Annotated in this window: 10 protein-coding genes, 1 tRNA gene and 1 pseudogene; 4 read left to right on the top strand and 8 right to left on the bottom strand. The window is 36.9% G+C overall.

Annotated features, from left to right (window positions below; genetic code table 11):
* The first annotated feature begins 26 nt into the window (after positions 1–26).
* From ACNFVB_RS03885 to ACNFVB_RS03875, 3 genes and pseudogenes are all read left to right on the top strand, one after another.
* Positions 27–103: transfer RNA gene (locus ACNFVB_RS03885), tRNA-Pro, on the top strand.
* 157 nt (positions 104–260) lie between these two features.
* Positions 261–1,496 carry a tyrosine-type recombinase/integrase gene (locus tag ACNFVB_RS03880; RefSeq protein WP_430738167.1) on the top strand — a complete coding sequence of 412 codons (1,236 nt, stop codon included), beginning with the start codon at positions 261–263 and terminating at the stop codon, positions 1,494–1,496.
* A 95-nt stretch (positions 1,497–1,591) separates the two neighbouring features.
* Positions 1,592–1,751, top strand: a pseudogene (locus ACNFVB_RS03875) (IS256 family transposase); the annotation flags it as partial.
* 11 nt (positions 1,752–1,762) lie between these two features.
* Here the strand turns inward: ACNFVB_RS03875 and ACNFVB_RS03870 are convergent.
* From ACNFVB_RS03870 to ACNFVB_RS03835, 8 genes are all read right to left on the bottom strand, one after another.
* The gene (locus ACNFVB_RS03870; RefSeq protein WP_165598255.1) at positions 1,763–2,251 is read right to left on the bottom strand and encodes a DNA phosphorothioation-associated protein 4; all 489 of its coding nucleotides are present in this window, start codon (positions 2,249–2,251) and stop codon (positions 1,763–1,765) included.
* Complete coding sequence (locus ACNFVB_RS03865) at positions 2,248–4,281, bottom strand: AAA family ATPase (RefSeq protein WP_165598256.1); 2,034 nt, start codon at positions 4,279–4,281, stop codon at positions 2,248–2,250. Before ACNFVB_RS03865 ends, ACNFVB_RS03870 begins: the two co-directional genes overlap by 4 nt.
* On the bottom strand, positions 4,282–4,500 hold the full coding sequence (locus ACNFVB_RS03860) for a hypothetical protein (RefSeq protein ID WP_165598257.1): 219 nt from the start codon (positions 4,498–4,500) through the stop codon (positions 4,282–4,284). It abuts the gene before it with no gap.
* Complete coding sequence (locus tag ACNFVB_RS03855; RefSeq protein WP_430738166.1) at positions 4,493–6,655, bottom strand: DEAD/DEAH box helicase family protein; 2,163 nt, start codon at positions 6,653–6,655, stop codon at positions 4,493–4,495. The genes ACNFVB_RS03860 and ACNFVB_RS03855 overlap by 8 nt, the downstream gene beginning before the upstream one ends.
* Positions 6,656–6,719: 64 nt before the next feature.
* Positions 6,720–8,921 (bottom strand): GmrSD restriction endonuclease domain-containing protein, encoded by a 2,202-nt coding sequence (locus ACNFVB_RS03850; RefSeq protein ID WP_430738165.1) that lies wholly within the window; start codon positions 8,919–8,921, stop codon positions 6,720–6,722.
* Positions 8,922–9,011: 90 nt separating this feature from the next.
* Complete coding sequence (locus ACNFVB_RS03845; protein WP_165596922.1) at positions 9,012–9,848, bottom strand: phosphoadenosine phosphosulfate reductase family protein; 837 nt, start codon at positions 9,846–9,848, stop codon at positions 9,012–9,014.
* A complete protein-coding gene (locus ACNFVB_RS03840) occupies positions 9,848–13,216 on the bottom strand; it encodes a hypothetical protein (protein ID WP_430738164.1) in 3,369 nt (1,122 codons plus the stop codon). Before ACNFVB_RS03840 ends, ACNFVB_RS03845 begins: the two co-directional genes overlap by 1 nt.
* 60 nt (positions 13,217–13,276) lie before the next feature.
* A complete protein-coding gene (locus ACNFVB_RS03835; RefSeq protein ID WP_430738163.1) occupies positions 13,277–14,284 on the bottom strand; it encodes a DUF4007 family protein in 1,008 nt (335 codons plus the stop codon).
* 154 nt (positions 14,285–14,438) lie between these two features.
* Between ACNFVB_RS03835 and ACNFVB_RS03830 the strand changes: the two genes are divergently transcribed.
* Positions 14,439–15,596, top strand: a complete 1,158-nt coding sequence (locus ACNFVB_RS03830; RefSeq protein WP_430738162.1) for a cysteine desulfurase family protein — start codon at positions 14,439–14,441, stop codon at positions 15,594–15,596.
* The last annotated feature ends 25 nt before the right edge of the window (positions 15,597–15,621 follow it).

The following is a 15,621-nucleotide window of genomic DNA, read 5'->3' as shown; positions in this document are numbered from 1 at the left end:
AATTTTGCGTAAAATAGTCAGTCATTCGGGGCGTAGCGCAGTCTGGTAGCGCACCACACTGGGGGTGTGGTGGTCGCAGGTTCAAATCCTGCCGTTCCGACCAAACACAATATTAGGGCAGACCGTCATTGACCGTCTGCCCTTTTATTTGCAAGCCATTCAGCTGAATCAGCCTTTTTTAAAGGCATTTGTTATCCGTTACAGAACGTGGTAATCCGTCTAAAATGTTGGTATTATCGTTGGTATCATACGATACCATAATGGATAATACCAACATGAGTCTAAATAATACACAGATAAAAAATCTTAAGCCTACCCAAAAAGCGATAGACTCAAAACGACCTGATAAACATAGTGATGGTCAAGGGTTACAATTATGGGTGCGTTATACAGGCGTTAAGTCATGGATCAGCGCCTACCGCTGGCAAGGCAAACAGCAAACCCTTACTATCGGTACTTATCCAGTAATGAGCCTGCAAAGTGCACGCCAGCGCAATCTTGAGATCAAAAGATTAATAGTTGATGGCATTAACCCAAAAGACGATAAGAAAAAAACACGAGCAGAAAATGACGGATCAAAGGCTTTCGATACGATAGCTCAGTGTTGGCATAATGACCGTAAAGCACATATAGCACCTACTACCCATAGCCGTGACTACTCACAATATCAGCGCGATATTAAGCCCGTCATTGGTCATATGAATATAAATGAGATAACTGCGCCTGATGTTTTGGCTATTGGTAAAGCTATCGAAGCTAGGGGCGCTAGTGATATGGCAAGACGCGCAATACGTCAAACAGGGCAAATCTTTAAACAAGCCATACGTGAGGGCTTAACCAACCTCAACCCAGCCGACGACCTAACTGAAGCACTAAAACCGCATAAGGTAAAGCACCATAGTCGCATCACCAGCCAGCAATTACCAAAGCTACTACAAGACATTAACGCCTATGATGGTGATGTACTGGTAAAGCTAGGCTTATGGTTTATGTGCTATACGTTTGTGAGAACGCAGGAATTACGCTTTATGGAATGGAGCGAGATAGACTATAAAGACAAGTTATGGCGCATACCTGCCGATAAAATGAAAATGGATAGACCGCATTTAGTGCCGCTTACACCGCAAACAATGGCGATCTTAGAGCAAATCAAGACGCTAGGCTTTTCGGACAAGTATGTCTTCTTTAATCCATCGACGCGTAAGCCATACAGTACCAATGCTTTTATTACTGCCCTATGGCGCATGGGCTATAAAGGCAGAATGACAGGGCACGGATTTCGCGGACTTGCCAGCACTACCTTACATGAACAAGAGTTTATGCACGAAGCTATAGAGCTACAGCTAGCACATGAAAAAGAAAACAAAATAAGCAAAGCCTACAATGGAGCTCAACACTTGCCTTATCGTACCGACATGATGCATCAATGGGCTAATTATATTGATGATGCGTTTGCTGGCAAGACTGAAGATAGGATAGATTGTTCAAAAGTGTAAGATGGTTGAGACATATGTGTTTAAGTAAACAAAAATATTGAGCCTTTCCTAAAAACTGTGTAACAGCTTATAATCTCCCAATAGGAGAATAATCAATGACTAACCAAAATGACATTAAGAAACTGGCCGAGCAAATGGCTGGTAGCATGAGCAGCTTTGATGATATCAAAGCTGCTCATGCAATCCTTTATCGATACCGCTCTTGAAGCTGACATGAAAGATCATTTCGGCTACCCAAAGCATGAAAAGATGGAAAATTCTCTCATTCAGAAATCCACATCTAAGTCATCATTACTGATACCTTGTTCCAACCCTTCTTGACTCTTCATATACTCCCAAATTTTAGCTTCAAGAGTTTCAACTCTACTGTTATCTGTGGGGTTGCTTCTAAACCAGTCTTGAATAATATCTAACCCGCCATTACAGTAATCTTCAAAGATTTTAATTGAGTCAGATAGGTTGGGGTCCTTTAAGCAGGTGGCATTTTTATTTTCCATCAATGCTAATAAATATATAAAGCCATCGTCTTCAGTATTATAATATGTTCCTAACGTTATCGATATTTTATCGCCTGATAAAGATAATCTCTTATTATAAGCATAACCAATCATTGCAGCGAAAATCATAAGATCCTTGTTGTAGGTAAAGATTGCTGTCTCTTTATCCTCAACCAGAGTATGAATTAAATTTTCATGTCTTCTTTCACGATTAACATTTAACCCTCGCCAATCGGTTTTATTGTTCCGTCCCATCATACTTTCACCTCCTCAATAACTGTTCTATCGATGCCACAGTCATAACGTACGGTATCAACCTTATTCCCTTTGACAAATATAGGATTAAGCTCTTTGCTCCCTTGAGAAGATGCTACTTCTGCAACTAGATTATATTCTTTGCCTACTCTTTCTCTGATATTTTCTTCTACTGTACCCTCCCAATGACTAGAGGATAATAAGAAAACAACCTGCTCAACCGACTCAGGAATAGATTTAGCCATATTACCTTTATAAGTATTATCAAGAACACCAAAAGGAGCATCAATAACGAAAGGTGCTATGACCCCTGGAGTTAGGATTTCACCTTGAGCATTTTTTCTTGTAGCAGCCAGCTGAATTAAGCTAGATATAAAGGTCAGACTCAATAAAAGCTGTTGGCCATCACTCATTGCTACATTTCTATTTTGATTATCAATGAGACGAATATTAAATGTCTCTTTATCTATTTTAGCCTTAAAGTCCTGTCGAACGTATAAATCTAAAGTGTCATTAATTAGCTTTGAAAGTTCGTTAAAACTGCTTTCTTCTGCCTTTTGAAGTGTACTAATTAACAAAGACTCCACTTCATTAAGTATATCTAGTGACTCTTGATAAATATCAATCCCTGTTGATTGAGCTTGCAATTGATTGATTTTACTTTGTGTCGCATCAATAAATCTTTTCAATCTGTCCGTTTCTACCTCTAACCGACCTTGAGTTCGATACTCAGTATCTTTATGCTGCTGGTGTGACTTCCTTTGGTTCTCTAAGCTAACAATCTCGTCAATATTAAACTCTGTCATTCTCAATGATATTTCTTCAAGCTCTCGCTTTGTATCCTCCAAATTATTATGAAGCTGAATTAAGTCGTTTTGATTAGCTAATAAATGACCTTTAGCACCTTCATTCTTCGTTTGAATTGACTTGAGTGTTTCACGTGCTCGAATTACTCTATTACCCTGATCAGGATCTGCAGCACTCTTCAACAACTTACTAATATTATTGTAAGCTTCGGAATTGTCATGAATAGGAGCGCCGCAAATACACGCATGTTCTTCAAGTATCTGTCTAACTAGATTCTCATTATATGGTGCTGGTATCGTTCCCTTAAACTCTTCTTCATTAATAAAGTCTAAAGCTTGAGATGCCAGTTTTTTCGCAAAGACATGCGCGCCGTACATTTTAATAAGTCTAACCTTTTCAACCTCTTTACCCTTAATTCTTTGTGTGAGAACGCTTTTTTGCTTATCAAGTTTGGCGCGATTTTGATGGTTCTGTTTAACCACGGTGCTATTACTGTTTGCTAACTTCTCATCAATATCTAAAATTAGTTGCTCATACATTCCTATATTTTTATCACAAAGGCTCAAACGTGAGTCCTTAGCAATTTTTTCTTGCTCTAATTTTGATATTTCCTCACTAAGCTTAGCTAATTCCGAACCTTTATTTCTTGTAGCCACCTCTTTTCGATAATCTTTTTTGATATCACCAAGGTCATCAATTGCTTGCTGAGCTGTTTTAAACCCTAGTATATTCTGAATAGCCTCTTTAACTTCTCTGTTATGTCCTACTTTAGCTTTTGTAAAGCTACCTACCCCTTCTCCTTGGAAGAAGAAGTACTCAGACATCTCTTTCGGAAGTATCGAGTTTATGAACAACTCAGGATCATTAATTGGTTTGACACCAGTCTCGAAGTCGTCCCTAGTCATTTTGAAGTAATTTTTACTTATATCGTTATAACCTCGCTCACAATAAAAATATTCACCATCCTCCTCGAATTCGATAGCAACATAATAGGTGTTATCCCCGTCATCATGAGCATAGTTATTTAGTAAATTATCTTTCTGACTAAAGTTAAGAGTCGTTTCTTCGAAAAAGCACCATTTGATAGCATTCAGCAAAGCTGTTTTACCAACTCCATTTTCAGCATGGATTAGAGTGATATTTTTTTTTGCATCGGTAGAAAACTCTATTGATTGCTCACCATGGAACTGCCTGAAGTTTTTCATCTTTAAAGAAATTATCTTCACTTATGCCCCCAGATTACTTTTGAAATTACCAGATTTTCTAGCTTCTTCAATAAAGTCTTTTATGTTTTTTTTACGTTGCGCTGGCTTTTGATCAGAGTATAGATACTTTCTTTCCTCATTAAGTATCTTGCGGGTTAACTGTCTCAAAGGAGTCTCAAGTTCCTTTTCAACTAGCTTATTAGCTTCTTCAAACATTTCTCTTATATCATTATTAGACACGCAAAACCTCCAATTCCTGTAGGTGTGACTCAATCTCTATTTTATTTGTTGCAAGTAATGAAAAATCTCTTACCCTTTCTAGCTCTGACTCATAAAGCTTCTTTCCGAAAATGGATTTGCTATATGGGCAAGGTAACACTACAAAGTCATGTATTGTGGCTTTAGTTTTACCTGGAAACTTTCTCAAGACTCTTCCTCTACGCTGAACGTACTGTCTGGGGTTTTTCGTACTTGCTAGAATATAAGCGGTACTACAGGCAGGGACATCAATTCCTTCATCAAGAACTTTCATTGCTATTAAGGCATCAACTCTTCGTTGCTTAAACAAATGTAATAACTCATCTCTTTCTCTTTTAGTTGTCTTACCTGTAAATTGAGCTGTTTTCCAATCGTTATATCTCAAAGTTTTTGTAACTTGATCAATGATAATATTGTCCTCAGAGTCTTTACCTTCACCAACATAAAATAAAGTGAGTTTACGTTTTTCTTTAGATATATTAGAAGTTATATCTCTCAACTTGAACATCTTGTTTTCCGCACTTCCTAATAAACGACTTCTTTTTGAAGTGAGGGTAACCATTTTTTCACGATTATCTTTTGACAGGTTACCACCTGAATTAATCATTATCTTTCTAATGCTTTCAGATAGCTGGTCATACTCCTCTTGTTCAACCTCAGTCAAATGAATTGGAATAATATGATAATCATAAGGGGTTAATACCTCATCTAGAATTGCATCTTCGAGACTGTATTCATGAACTATGGCTTGGTAATAACTCAAGATATTATCCATTGCATCATTGCCGAATGGACTTTCTAACATATCGTCATCATCATTGAATGGTGTGGCAGATAGACCTAGTTTGAAAGCTGCATCTGGCAATAGCGAACGAGTTTGGTTTGCACTATGTCTATGACACTCATCACCTATGAACATTAAACTACTCAAGTTAATATCTTTTATCGCTTTTTGAAAATGATCTGAGCATAGTGTTTTATTAACAACTAAAATACAGACAAACTTTGAGCTCCCAAATTCAACTAATTGCAAGTTTCTCGCCAAAGAACCTTCCCATTTAGACCTACTGTCGAAGCACTGAATAGGAGTTATATTAAACAGCTTAAGTTCTTTCACCCATTGCTTTGCCAAATCTATGTAAGGCACACTAATCATTACGATTAGTGACTGATCTTGTTTTTGTTTTGCCTCAAACATCTTCGTTAAAGCGTATATTGACGTTATTGTCTTACCTGAGCCAGTTGCATGCTTAAGAATTCCTGTAAATTGATTAGCTCGCCAGCTGTTTAAAGCTTCTCGTTGATGCGGCCTTATATCAAACTTATGAGTACCTAAGTATTCAGGGACTTTAGGCAAGGCACTCTGAGATAAAGAAATACTATCTTCTAAATTATCATCAAGTTGCAATAAAACTTTTTCAAAATCCAGTCTATTATTTTTAGACTGTTTAATTTGGCTGCTTATATAATCAGCTATACGCTCATATTGCTTTGAGACTACGTCAAGAACAACTATATCTTCTCTATTACCCTCCCAAAGTTGTTCGAAAGACCTTATGTAGTTTTTACCGTAATCTTCGAAAACGGTTTCCTGCCAACTCTTATATACACTTACGGATTCAGCATTAATATGTTCAAATAGAGCAGAAGGGGTCTCATTTGCAGACCCTTGAAAGACTACGCAGTTGTCTTCTTCATCATAAACAACCCCTATCTTTTCATGAAACATACCTTTCGGTCGAACAGCAAATTTAATTTCCAGCCTTTTCGAGGCGACTAGATAAGCTAAGACCTGCAACCTACCTGTATTAGCTTCCGTGCCATCCATCATTTCAATCAGCTTATTAATATAATGCTCGGTCAATACCTGACGACTTTCTATCGTTTCATGTAATATAGCCTCATATTCGTCTTTCTCTAGTGGCTCGCCAATAATTAATCGCATGCGGCCATTATTTCTAACTAAACTACTTAGTCCTTTGAGATTACAAGACAAAATCTCTGACGAAAAAAAACCAACTGCTCTATCGTAGCGTATAGCAGACGATAGTAACGGTCGGTAAAAGTCAGTGAATAAATTATCTTCACCAGTACGATAAACAGGTTTTAGATTCAAATCTTGAAATGATGGACCCATGCTATACTCTTAATTCAAACCTATAAAATTTAGAAAAAAGCTCTTAGTAGTATATGTTCTAATCTCAACTCACAACTTGTTTGAACATGTCAATTAAAAACTCCTTGCGTTCTTCAAAGAAACTTTCAGTCGGTATATAAAAATCAGTACTACCAGTAGATAGCACTTTGTTCTCTTCAAATAACTTTCTGGTCTGAGTTAAAATAAAATGATTTTCTAAGCCCGCTTTCTCGAAAAACTTAAAACTTTCCATGACAGGTTGATTGGATTTATCACGATTTTGAGCTCCTGGCAAAGGCATCATATTGCCTAACTCATTTACAAACCTCTCTCTATCTATATGCTTAAAATATTTGTTTTCTGCTAAAAAATTAACTTTACTAGGCTCAATATGGTCAAGCTGCATTTCAGCCACATCTGCTTGGCTTATAGTATTCGCAATAGTAGATGTTGTTAACTTCATTGTAGATATATCTAGACTCATCTTAATGAGTCTGGCGAAAAGAATTCGAATAGAAAGTGTGTTCTTACTACTAGAAGTATACCTCCAACTTCTTAGCCAGCTTTCAAATTCACTATTTAGATGACTATTTAGCTCAACACTAATACTGCATACATTAACTTTAGGAGAGCTTAAAAAATGCTGATTTATTAATGAAACAGCAAAACTACGAGGAGCTTTGTAGTCTTTAGCCATAACAGCAACTTTCCATAAACTCTTGGACTGAGCAGTACATATACTATGAAGATCTGGATATTTCAGACCATTACTTGGGTGATTTGTTTTTAAAAGTTCCTCTAAAATATTTTTGACCTGAGATATTTCAAAGTCTGGACTAATAGACTCAATGTTCCTGAAAATAAAGTTTGTTAGACCTAAAAGTACACCAAACTGATCTTTTGCGTAGAGTAAATGTACAGTTTTATAAATTTCTGATGTTTCTGTACTATATTCTGCTTGTAAAGCAACTAGATCCTTTTTTTGGTATTTTAAGAAAAAAAGCTCCATAAGTTTCTTACAAGTTAGAAAAACATTAAAATCTTTAGCTATCCTATATTGGTCATAACGGTTGTTCGAATCATACATGTTAAAATAAGATTTTAGAGCATCCCTAAAACCTTTCGAGTTGTCATATTTTATGTTTTCTGACCCAGTAATATATCCAACGGCTAAAAAAGTAATAAGCTTCTTTTCGTAGTCTTGAGTCTTATTAAATATTTCATTGACCCATTTATCATCTAGCTTCTGGAGCACCCTATCTTTTTCTTCTTCACTAACTTTTGAATCGCTTTTTAAAACGTAATTCTTATAAAATTCATTTTTTATTAGATCTAGGTCTTCTAGAGCTAAAGCTCTATCATTTAATACCTCGAACAAAGTATATGCATCATCTGGATTACCAGTTTGAACAATACAAACTTTTACGTCATCTATAAATTCTGAGATCATATCTTTAAAACTTATAGCCATTTGTATTGACTTAATGTGAGAGGGAGACTTAATCTCAGAGTTAGTTTTATTCTTAATACTCTCAAATATAGTTTTTATTGAATTTACATACGTTTGCTCATTATCTGAATAAGGTATTTGGCCTTCATCTAAATCTATTGAGAAGTTTATATCTTTTTCGTTTTCCAAATTAATATCAAGTGCGCACATTACTTTTACAAGTGAAGTATTGAATGAGCTTCTATCGTATTGGAGGTTTAGCGTTTTATGATGTAATAGGCTACGGATTTCTGCCATGGAGAAATATTTATTAAATATTTCGATAGCAGCATCAAGATTTCCATTGCTCAGCTCATCTATGATTCTATTTTTTATATTGCTCAAGCTCGATAATGAGGTAGGACTACTGTCATCAGAGTCTAGAAGTATAACGTGCTGTAAGCTATCCAACATCTCATCGTAAAGTGTAATAAAACGCATTGCATAACCTTGGTATTTTAGTGTTGCTAATACCAATGATCTAAGAGTCATAAAGCTCACGAAATTTGCTAAAAACAATGTTGTAAATCTTTGTTGACCATCGATCAAGTCATGAGGTTGATCCGTATGGATCACTGTTACAATTGATCCACAGAAATAGTCACTATTTTCTTCATGATTAAACCAATCGGTAATTAGTTTTTCAACATTCTCTGGAGCCCACTTGTATGGTCTTTGATAGTGTGGAACTTTTAATGGGTGCTGCTTATTACTATTGTCATTAATAATACGTCCCATCTCTTTAAACTTTCTAATTTCAGCGCCTTTCAAATCCATACTTTTCGCCCATAAAAAAACTGTTAACTTATATTACACAAGTCAACAGTTTAGAACATTATACTTAATAGTCAATATTATTCGATATTTTTACTTGTGGCACATAACACAAATCTTGCCCTGACCATATATATCGTCCATATCTAGTTCAGGCTCACCATCTGGCCGAAGCGGGTTAACCTTGATCCGCTTCTTCATTTTAGCAAGCCTCTTATCATGATCAGCCTTAATTTCAGCCACTCGTTCGGGTCGGCTTAACTCTTCTAATGACTCACGTTCAGACCAAGTGAATGGAGACTGGTTAGCTAACGCCTCTTTTTCATAGGCCATAGCTTCCTTGAAAGATTCAGGATGACGTTCTAAAAGCCCTACCCACTCTATTTTTCTTTGAAAAAAACAGAATGTGCAGCCACTTCGAGTACGCCATTCATAATAGGCTGGTAAACCAACACCTGAGTTCTCTAAGATATCCATTACGCCAGCCTTATCGACACCATCTTCTCGAAAAGGTAGCTCAACAATTAGTTTTTCATCACTTGAGTCGTAGCCAGTACGGTACGGTTCATCAGAACGAATGGCAACATAGGAGCGTACTTCATACCCTTCATCTAAAAAGCCTTGAACCCAGTCCTGAAATGGTTTTAGTTTCATTTTGATTGTACACCAACGTGCTTGCGGTGATGGTAGGTAGTCATTATGTTGAGTCAACCAAAAATCAAAATTTCTATCCGGGTTAATATATTGAATTGGTTTACCTAAGTACCCTTCTAAATAAGATAGGTACTCATATACTTCCTCAAGCTCTTTACCGGTATCAGTGAAAAAATAGTCGATATCTAGTTCTGGGTAGTTATCACGCATATAGATAGCTAATGCTGCACTATCTTTACCGCCAGAAATCCCTAATACATGTTTAACCTTATCCATTACGACTCCTCTTTTTCATCTATTGAGTCATCTTCGAAGCTTTCTAATAACTTCGCAATTACTGCAACTCTGTCATTTAAATCTAAACCTCTATCTTTTAGAGACTGAGCAATTTCTTTAGCACTGCTTGTGACTTCATCAATATTCTTAGAAGTAATATGAGCTTCACGCACTTGGCTAGTAGTCGAGCTTGGTGACTTAGTAATAATACCTACTTTTTGCCTATCTGGACTTGAGTTCACATCAGCGTTAACCTCTGCTTCTAAAAATTGGAAGCTATACGCAGCGATTTGCTGTAGGGCTCTTGTAATATCTTGGTCAATCCACTTTTTAGCGGGTTTATTGCCAGCTAATAGGCTAATTAAGCTCTCAGAATCATTCATTGAGCCATCGTACTTAACCAGACGTGCAATGTAAGCGTCTAGCAAGTAATCCCCTGAACGGCCAAACAATGCTTCAGAACGTTTATTAATCTCAGCGAATGGATTTAGCTCTTCATACTTGACCTTTAAGAGGTCTAAAAGCTTAGTGTTTATTTCACTCACTAGAGTTGGATACTTATAATCCATCTCATATAAACCTTGAATGATTTTCTCTACCTTCTGCTCATCATTATCACTAGCATTGAAAAACCTAGGTAGGTCATCAAATAAAAGCTGATTAGGATCATTGGCTTGCTTTAAGATATTACGAAGCTGTTTAGTTTTCACAGACAGCTCATTAGTACGCTGAATCCAAGGGTGCATGTTAAAGAAAACACTGACTAAAGCTTGAGCAATAGGCAGGGGCTCGTCTTCAATCTTAGATTTTAAGCGAGAACCAAATTCCTCTTCTAGTCGATCTCTTAGAACATGAATCCAAGACTGTGTACCTTCTAGGAAGGAAACCTCTCGAACGCCTACTCCCTTTGGCACTTTAATTAAGTACTCAGCTAATAAGTATTGGACCGTAGGCTTATACTCTCCATTGATATAGTTAGCTAAATCGCTATGTCTTGATAGTATGTAGGCGATATATAGAATATCATGTAGACCAGCTTTAATACCGTATGGCGCTTCTGACCATGCATCATATATCTGTTGAGCAGAAACAAGCTCACCCTTGCTTTTCGAAATAACCTCATCAGCTCGCCTCCAAACAGCCTTAAGTCGTTCATTTGATGGTTCAGAAAAATAATAATTCTCTCCATCTTCTGATACATGTAGACCATTTTTTACAATAACAGACTCATATACGCCTTTTTCAGGTGGGAATTTCTCTATCCCAAGGCTAGGCTCATCGCTATTCTCAATCATACGCTTTAATAACTCTCGAATAGCACCTTTGGCACTTGGAGAGGGTTTATTACGATTAACAAGCTCATTATTACACTCAAAGTATTTGCTTACATAATAATCAGCAATAGATGAGGCAAGTGATGATAATTTGAATCTGTTGAGTAAAACCCCTTTTTCTTCAAGATGTTTGCTGTACCATTTCGAGTTACTTAAGCTCTTGTCCAACATTCTATTTAGCGCATCTTCAACTTCAACTAGACGCCCCTCTGTCTCTTGCCGAGCGATTTTATCGTTTAGAAGTCGCTCTTCATTTTTCAAAATATTGCTAAGTGCAATTTTATCTTTAAGCATATCAATGATAGCGGTATGGCTATCAAGGACAGCAATTACAATGTGATTAAACTCATCAGAGTTTGATACAGTTTCACAAACTTCTAAAGCTAGCTTTAATTCGTCATCATTTTTTGGGATTAATAAACAATAATAACCCACTAAAGAAGCATCAACTTCCTGTTGTAGTTTAAGCAATGTGTCTTTTACTGAGTCTGTAGCAGGTAATAACTTAACCTGCATCCAGCGCAGGCTTCCTATGAGCTGATAATGAGCTTTAGCAACAACTGGCTCAAACTGCTCCAAGTGCTCAAATGGGAGTGTATTGAGGTCTTGTAGCTGCTCTTTAATCGCATCAGTTAAGTTAAAATCACTACCTTCACTTAACATGTAAGACTGAGTAAACTTACGATAAAAGATAATAGATGCTGATTCTAACGCTGATACAACATCTTCAAGCTCTTCATCATTAGCCGCAAGTATGCCCTTAAGTAACTCAGGACTTGCATGAATGCCAGTTCCATCTGCAAAGATGCTTATTAGTGAAACAGTCTTAATCAGTTTCACTGCCATCTCATCATTCAACTCTTCATAGCGATTAACAGCTATTTGAGACAATAGCCACTGCTTACCGTACTCTGAAGCTTGAATAGTGCTATTTAGGTTGCTATCTAAATAATCCCAGAACATTTCTGGTGTGAAAACAGTAAAGCTATCTAGTTTAGTATTTTTAATATAATAGCCAAAACCGTTAGGCTCGGCTGACATTAAAAATGAGAAAATACTACGCTGGTTTTGACCGAAGTTTTTCTTAGACAACTGACATACCAGTATTGCAACTAATGGATGCAACGGGAATACACTCGTTAGCAGCTCAGTCATTTTCTCTGAGTCAGTCTTACGGTTGCTTGCAATGTTATTAACTACGGTATCGACTTGGCTCGAAAATTTAGTGTTAGCTCGAATATCCAATAAGTCTGAGTCATTTACTTCAATTACCTGACTGATTAAATGAATTTGCTCGTCAACTGATAATGTCACAGCACAATCAACAAAACGACCTTGGATCTTAAGCCACTCGTCATGTGTTTTAGCGGTTGCTTGGCGTGCATACGCCATAAATGACTGATGCAGTACGCCAATGAATAGCATCTTACCTTGAGTGCGGCTTACAAACTCTGCAAGCTGCTGGAGAAAGTAAATATCTTCTGGGCGGCTGCTCTTAGCAGCACCATCAAATACCTTACCTAGCTCATCGATAAAAATCAGTAAACGCTGATTTTTATCAATGCGGCTTTCAAGGGCTTGTAAAATATCTTCTGTAGTCGCACTATTTTTTAAGTCCAAGGCTTCAATGAACAACCGCTCTGGTGCAGTAGTCTGACCAATTAAGTTTAAGACCTGCCATTGATGCTGTTCAGGGCTGAAATGCTTAATAATTAATTCTTTATTCTTATCACTTAGTTTGGCTCTAGCTGCTTCAACAACCTGAGGATTACTATTAATTAAAGCTTGTAAGAAAATAGCGAGACTCGATTTACCTGATCCATAAGGACCCGTCCAAGTAAATGCGGCCTGCCCTGATTGCTCTATGTGCTGCATCATTTTAATAATGGTTTGCTCATAGGATATTGGACAATAAAAGTTTTCGAGGGCCTCTAAATTGCCATGGTCATAAGTAATGTTAACCGAACGCTGAAAAAACTCATTTCTTTCAATGGCGTCAACAAGATAGGTTTCTGATTGCTGAGTAGTATTCATAGTTTCAAATGACTCTATTATTAGTTATAAAATACAGTTAATTATTATTTTGTGATTTTATTATCGACTATAATCTTCGTCTTTCATAAAGCGTATACTTTGCTCTAATATATCGTCTAAATCACTGCCATCAGTAACCTGAAACTGTCTGATACCTGCAGACTGTGTCCAAGCTAAAGAGTAGTCTGAGTTTTGCAACTGCTCAGCGAATCCAATAATAGCCTCCTCATCTAACATAAACACTCGACCTGGCGAGCACTCATCAAGGGTACACATTTCCAAAGAGAGAGTATCTGCAGCCCCATTATGTACTTTCCAAAAGTTAATGAGAGCATATACAAATACATGCAATGTTAGAGAGTTCTTCTCACCTCTTAACGCCCTAATATTTTGTTTGCTAACACGGGTTAAAAGATCTAGTTCAACGAGAGGACCCTCTAAGGTACTTTCGAAATCTTCATTGGCCTTGCGACGTTTTGTCGTATAATTTTGGATAAAGCATTCAATATCACGCTTTATAGTAGATTCTGATGGGACTGATAGATTATGATCTCTCATAAACTCTTTCAAAAGTCTTGCAAAGTCCTCTCTTGTGAGTTCCGACTTTGTATTGATATTAAAGAACCAGTAATAACTTATTAAGTTAGGGTTCGTTACTAGGCAGTGGTGAAGTAACCAGATAGTCGATGGTGATTCTAAGTAAGGGTCAAGTCCATTATCGCTAAGAAAATTTTCAGCATTATAAAAGCTGTTAACATGCTTAGTTGCGTCTATATTGTTATGATCAGAGAATTGATCGGCACCTAATCCCTTATGGGTATTTTTGTAAGCACTATCCTCTCTATAAAGCATAGCAGTATGAGTCGACCAAAATCTCATAGCATTAAGCATATTCTTACCTACGCCAAAATCTGCAATAGCAGTATCCTGAGAGAATACATTGTTGACATCAGGCTGGGCTTCAATCTGATCGTATGCCTTTTTAATCCATCCATACCGTAAAGGAAATGTATCGTGACCAGAAAGTGTAGGTTTAATATTTTTAATCAAAGAGGCAAAATAACGCATAAAATTTTATCAACCCAGTTTATTTGTATAATATAAGCATTTCTTCATTGGGAGAACTCTCCAATGAAGATTATTGTATCATGATAATATAGTTATGTAAGCTTAAAAACGATAATAATATTCAACATAAATCCTTGGGATCTTAATAATTTCTATGAAAAACATATACTTAGATTACAACTCACATACTCCCTGCGATACTTTAGTCGTTGAAGCAATGGATGAATTATGGACTCAGCCTGGTAATCCCCACTCAGTTAACCATGCTTTTGGCTGGTCTAAAGAACAAGTAATTAAAGATGCTTTGGAGAGTTTTTCAGAAATCTATGATTGTTTTGAGGATGAGCTTATATTTACGTCGGGTGCAACTGAAGCTAATAACTTAGCAATTACCGCAGGTATTAAGATTGCTAAAGGTCTAAAGCCGAATGCTAACACTATTTTAACCAGTTATTTAGAACATAAGTCTGTATTAGCTCCCCTAGAGCTTATATCTAAAAAGCTGAATTTAAACCTGATATATATAGACTTAAATGATAACGGTAAAATTAACCTCGAAAATCTTGAGCATCACTTAGATCGCAATGATGTACTCTGGGTATCTTGCGCCATGACAAATGGAGTTATCGGTACAAACCAACCTATTAGCGCTATCTCTGAGATATGCAACCAGAACAATGTCTTTCTTCACGTAGATGCCTCACAAGCAGGCTACTTACCTATCAGCTGCTTGAATCTAGATGTGGATTTCCTGACTTTATCTGCTCACAAAATATATGGCCCTTCGGGAATTGGTCTACTTTACTCTAAACACTTACAAAACCCTGACTTTGAACCTATGATTGTGGGTGGCGGACAGCAAGATGGACTACGAGCTGGAACTCTGGCTACTCCTTTAATAGTCGGCTTTCAAAAAGCGGCTGAGATAATGTGCGAGAATAAAGAGGTAGAAGCTGAGTCGCTCAAACAGCTACGCCAAATACTCCTCGAAAACTTAAGCAAAAAACTTGATATTGAAGTTATTGGAGATGCTGAGAGCCGCCATCCAGGAAACTTGTACCTTGCAATATCAGGTGTAGATAGTGTTCAGTTATTGAACAACCTACAACCCCATCTTGCCTTTTCTCTTAGCTCAGCTTGTGATGGGTTGAATCGGGAATACCCTCCACTTTTAAAAGCAATAGGTATAAATAAAGAAAAAGCTGAAACGACATTACGAATTTGTGTGGGTCGTATGACTACTGAAGCAGAAGTTACACAAGCAGCAAATATGATTGTTAGTACTGCGCACAAAGTAAATAAAATGACTTGATAATTAATGTTGAGGTTCTACCAGA

Origin of the sequence: Psychrobacter sp. VH5 (genome assembly GCF_050572635.1) — a bacterium.
Taxonomy (GTDB): Bacteria; Pseudomonadota; Gammaproteobacteria; order Pseudomonadales; family Moraxellaceae; genus Psychrobacter; species Psychrobacter celer.
The sequence above is the reverse complement of the archived record's forward strand: the minus strand, read 5'-3'. Positions and strand labels throughout refer to the sequence as shown.